2 protein-coding genes are annotated in these 4,589 nt (G+C 63.8%); both read left to right on the forward strand.

Annotated features, from left to right (window positions below):
• Window positions 1-336 precede the first annotated feature (336 nt).
• Window positions 337-1,365, forward strand: coding sequence for an ion transporter (locus QZ307_RS10765; RefSeq protein WP_295999707.1), 1,029 nt, complete (start codon window positions 337-339; stop codon window positions 1,363-1,365).
• Window positions 1,366-1,612: 247 nt separating this feature from the next.
• Window positions 1,613-4,189 carry an ATP-dependent Clp protease ATP-binding subunit gene (locus tag QZ307_RS10770; protein ID WP_295999708.1) on the forward strand — a complete coding sequence of 859 codons (2,577 nt, stop codon included), beginning with the start codon at window positions 1,613-1,615 and terminating at the stop codon, window positions 4,187-4,189.
• Window positions 4,190-4,589: the final 400 nt, after the last annotated feature.

The following is a 4,589-nucleotide window of genomic DNA, read 5'->3' on the forward strand; positions in this document are numbered from 1 at the left end:
CAAGATGATGGGCATCGATTCCTGCGGCATGATCATCAGCGCCGTGCACGAGGTGCCGGGTCCGGACGGTGAGCCCGAGGAGGCCCTGAACCTGCTCATGGTGGACGACCGCATCCCCGCCGGCGCGAAGCTGTACTAGGCTGAGGCCGCAACAGCGTTGCTGGCTGTTGCGTTCAGTTACCAGATTACTTACAAAAGGCCCGCACCCTCAAGGTGCGGGCCTTTTGCTCTAGAATCAAAGGATGACAGCTCGTCAGGTGCCCGCCCCCCGGCGGTGGTTGCCCGTTACGGCTGTCTATCGGCAAGGGAGCGAATGGAGCGCGAAAGGAGGAGCCCATGGCGTTGCGCAGGCACAAGGACAGCGATCGCACGCGGCGCGAAGAGCTGCGCGCCAAGTTGGGCGATTCCTCCGAGTTCAAGCGCCAGACCTTCTACGCCTTGGAGAACATCCGCAAGGCGAATCTGCCAGGGAAGATCGTCGGCATTGCCTTGTTCGTGCTTATTGTGCTGAATGCGGCCATCGTGTTCGTCTCGGCTCAGCCGGGGCTCGATCCGGTGGCCGGCGACATCATCCAGGTCTTCTACACCTTCTCCACGGCCTGCTTCGCCGTGGAATACGCCGCCCGTATTTGGATTGCCGACTTGGCCTACGGCCACGTCTCGCCGGCCAAGGCGCGCCTCAAGTACATCATTTCTCCTTTGGGCATCATCGATCTTTTGTCGTTCTTCCCCAATATGCTGGCGTGGTTCCTTCCCATCACGCCCGCGTTGCGCAACGCCATCAACCTCGTGCGACTCGTGCGCCTCATCAAGATCAGCCGCTACATGCGCGGCTTGCGCACCATCGGGCGCGTGGTGGTGAACCGGCGTTCGGAAATTGTGGCGGCGTTCCTCGTCATCGGGCTGCTCATTGTGGTGGCCAGTGTGGTGATGTACGAAATCGAGCATCCGGCCCAGCCCAAGGAGTTCAACAGCTTGTTCTCGGGCTTGTGGTGGGCTGTGGAAACGGTGACGGGCACAGGCTATGGCGATATCGTGCCCATCACGGTGCCCGGGCGCATTGTGGGCGCCATCATCATGTTCCTGTCGGTGGCCCTGGTGGCCATCCCCGGCGGCATATTCTCGGCCGGCTTCGTGTCGGAGTACCAGAACGCCAACTTGCGCAAGATCGAGCGCGATGTGAAGCGCAACTCCGAGCGCGACGGCGCCCGCGATTCCGCCGAGGACTCCTCGCGCGATGCCGCACGGGATTCCGCCAGGGACTCGGCCCGCGACTCGGCTTGCGACTCGGCGAAGGACGCAGCGCGCGACGGGGGCGCCCCCGCGACGCGCGAAGCCGACGACGAGGGCGAGACGGAGTACTAGCTCGCGTTCTTGCGGCCGCCAAGGTGCGCCGCCGCCTCGTTGCGTGCCGATTTTCGCCCCGTCTCTTCCCTGACTTTCTCGCCCATATACACAACGTGCCCACAAACAGGGAATTCGGTTAAAGCAGATTTAGCAATTCCTTGACGCGAGTGCTAAACTGGCTTCGAACTATTTACCGTGCCCGACGTGTCTGATTTTTGAGAGAGCACCATGGAAAAGCGGGCACCAACCAAGGAACGAGGCAACCATGTCATTCGAGAAATTCACGGACAAGGCACGCAAGGTGCTGGTCCTGGCTCAGGATGAGGCGCGCTCGCTTCACCAGCCCTATGTGGGCACCGAGCACATCCTGCTCGGTCTTATCCAGGAGAAGGACGGCCTGGCGGCCCAGGCGCTCGAGCGCCTGAACGTCACCTACGACGGGGTGGTGCAAACCATCCGCCAGGTGGTCACCATCGACGAGGACACCGACGTGTCCGGCCACTTGTCCTTCACGCCCCGCGTGAAGCGCGTGCTGGAGAACTCCCTGCGCGAGGCCATGCAGATGGGCCAGTCCTACATCTCCACCGAGCATTTGCTGTTGGGCATTGTGCGCGAGGGCGAAGGCACCGCGCTCGAGGTGCTCAGCCGCATGGGCACGTCGGGCGACGACGTGCGCGGCGCCCTGAACGACCTGGTGGGGCAGTCGGCGGTCTACGCCGGCCGCACCGGATTCGACGGCGCCCCGGGCCCGTCGGACTCCATGCTCACCGAGTTCGGTACCGACCTGACCAAGAAGGCCCGCGACGGCAAGCTGGATCCGGTCATCGGTCGCGCTTCGGAAATCGAGCGCGTCATGCAAATCCTGTCGCGTCGCCAGAAGAACAACCCGCTCATCTTGGGCGAGCCCGGCGTGGGCAAAACCGCCATCGCCGAGGGCCTGGCCCAGCTCATCGTGGCCAACCAGGTACCCGACATCCTGCGCGACAAGCGCCTCATCACGCTGGACGTGTCGGCGCTCGTGGCCGGCTCGAAGTACCGCGGCGAGTTCGAGGAGCGCCTGAAGAAGGTTATCAAGGAGGTCATGGACGCCGGCGACGTGCTGCTGTTCATCGACGAGATCCACACCATCATCGGTGCCGGTTCCGCCGAGGGCTCCATCGACGCGGCCGCCATCCTGAAGCCGCCCCTGTCTCGCGGCGAAATCCAGATCATCGGCGCCACCACGCTGGAGGAGTACCGCAAGCACCTGGAGAAGGACTCCGCCCTGGAGCGCCGCTTCCAGCCGCTTACCATCAACGAGCCCAACGAAGAGCAGGCCGTGCGCATTATGGAGGGCCTGCGCGACAAGTACGAGGCGCACCACAACGTGCACTTCACCGACGAGGCCCTGCAGGCCGCCGTGTCGCTGGCCAACCGCTACATCCAGGATCGCTACCTGCCCGACAAGGCCATCGACGTTATGGACGAGGCCGGCGCCCGCATGCGCATCCGCAACATGACGCTGCCGAAGGAACTGCGCGATCTGGACGAGAAGCTGCGCAAGTGCCGCGCCGATAAGGATCGCGCCATCGGCGAGCAGAACTACGAGCGTGCCGCCGAACTGCGCGACGAGGAAACCAAGCTGAAGGCCGAGCGCGAAGAGGCCGAGAAGCAGTGGGAAGAGGATACTTCGAAGACCGTGCAGAACGTCACCGTGGAAGACATTGCCGATGTGGTGTCCATGTCCACGGGCGTGCCGGTGTCCAATCTTACCGAAGCGGAAACCGAGAAGCTGCTGCGCATGGAAGGCGTGCTGCACGAGCGCATCATCGGCCAAGACGAGGCCGTCACCGCGCTGTCGAAGGCTATCCGCCGCAGCCGTTCGGGCTTGAAGGACCCGAAGCGCCCCGCAGGCTCGTTCATCTTCCTGGGCCCCTCGGGCGTGGGCAAGACCGAGCTGTCCAAGGCCTTGGCTGAGTTCCTGTTCAACTCCGAGGACGCGCTGCTGTCCTTCGACATGTCCGAGTACATGGAGAAGCACACGGTCAGCCGTCTGGTGGGTTCGCCTCCGGGCTACGTGGGCTTCGACGAGGGCGGCCAGCTGACCAAGGCCGTGCGCCAGCGTCCCTACTCGGTGGTGCTGTTCGACGAGATCGAGAAAGCGCACCCCGACGTGTTCAACATCCTCCTGCAAATTCTGGAGGAGGGACGCCTGACCGACGCCCAGGGCCGTACCGTGGACTTCCGCAACACCGTCATCATCATGACGTCGAACGTGGGCGCCCGCGACATTACCACCACCACGACGCTGGGCTTCTCGAACTCTGGCCAGAACGGTCTGTCTGACAAGGAGATCAAGAGCCGCGTCATGCACGAGCTGAAGAACGCCTTCCGTCCCGAGTTCCTGAACCGTATCGACGAGATCATCGTGTTCAAGAGCTTGACCGAGGACGAGATCGTGCAGATCGTGGACCTCATGGTGGCCGAGCTGCGCGAGCGCATGATCGCCCAGAACATGACCATCAACCTGGACGATGCCGCGAAGCGCCTGGTGGCGAAGGAAGGCACCGACACCGCCTTCGGCGCCCGCCCGTTGCGCCGCGCCATCCAGCGCCTGCTGGAGGACCCGCTGTCCGAGCAGATTCTCGAGGGCCGTTGGACCAGCGGCTCGGTGGTGGACGTTACCGTGGACGAGGCCGGCGAAGAGCTGGTGTTCAACGAGGGCACGGGCTCCATTCCCGCCCCGCGCAAGCGCGACTCCATCGCCCGCGAGGCCGAGCAGCTGCTCACCAACTACGACCTGGGCCACGCTGGCGTCACCCCGTCGGCTCCGGCCGGCGCCCTCTCCGGCGGCGCCGAGTAGACGGCGGGCAAGCGCCGAGTAAGTGTCAAACAGAGCGCTTTAATCGCAGGCTGCTTTAATTAAAAGCGAGCGCCCTTCGGGGCGCTCGCTTTTTTTCTGCTCGCAATGTCGCAAGAAGCAGATTGGACTGAGCTGTCCTATCGCAAAGCGAGGCGCCCCCGCATGGCAGGGGCGCCTCGCTTCGAGCGCTATCGGGCGAAGGGGGAGGAAGGGAGCCCGATGGCGTGTCTATGAGGGTGGCGCAAGCTTGTGCTGCGAAGGGTTTACTCCTCGTCGGCGCGGATGGCCCAGCGAGCCAGAGAGCGTGCCGTCTCCAGGTACTCTTCGGTGCTGGCAACCGTATCCGGGGTGCCGCAGCCGTTGAAGACCTCGGTGCGATACTCCGGCGAGATGATGGACA

Source organism: uncultured Adlercreutzia sp., from assembly GCA_910585575.1.
Classification (GTDB): Bacteria; Actinomycetota; Coriobacteriia; order Coriobacteriales; family Eggerthellaceae; genus Adlercreutzia.

Coding starts and splice junctions, on each gene's coding strand:
- QZ307_RS10765 (WP_295999707.1), top strand. CDS start 337: ATGGCGTTGCGCAGGCACAAGGACAGCGATCGCACGCGGCGCGAAGAG.
- QZ307_RS10770 (WP_295999708.1), top strand. CDS start 1,613: ATGTCATTCGAGAAATTCACGGACAAGGCACGCAAGGTGCTGGTCCTG.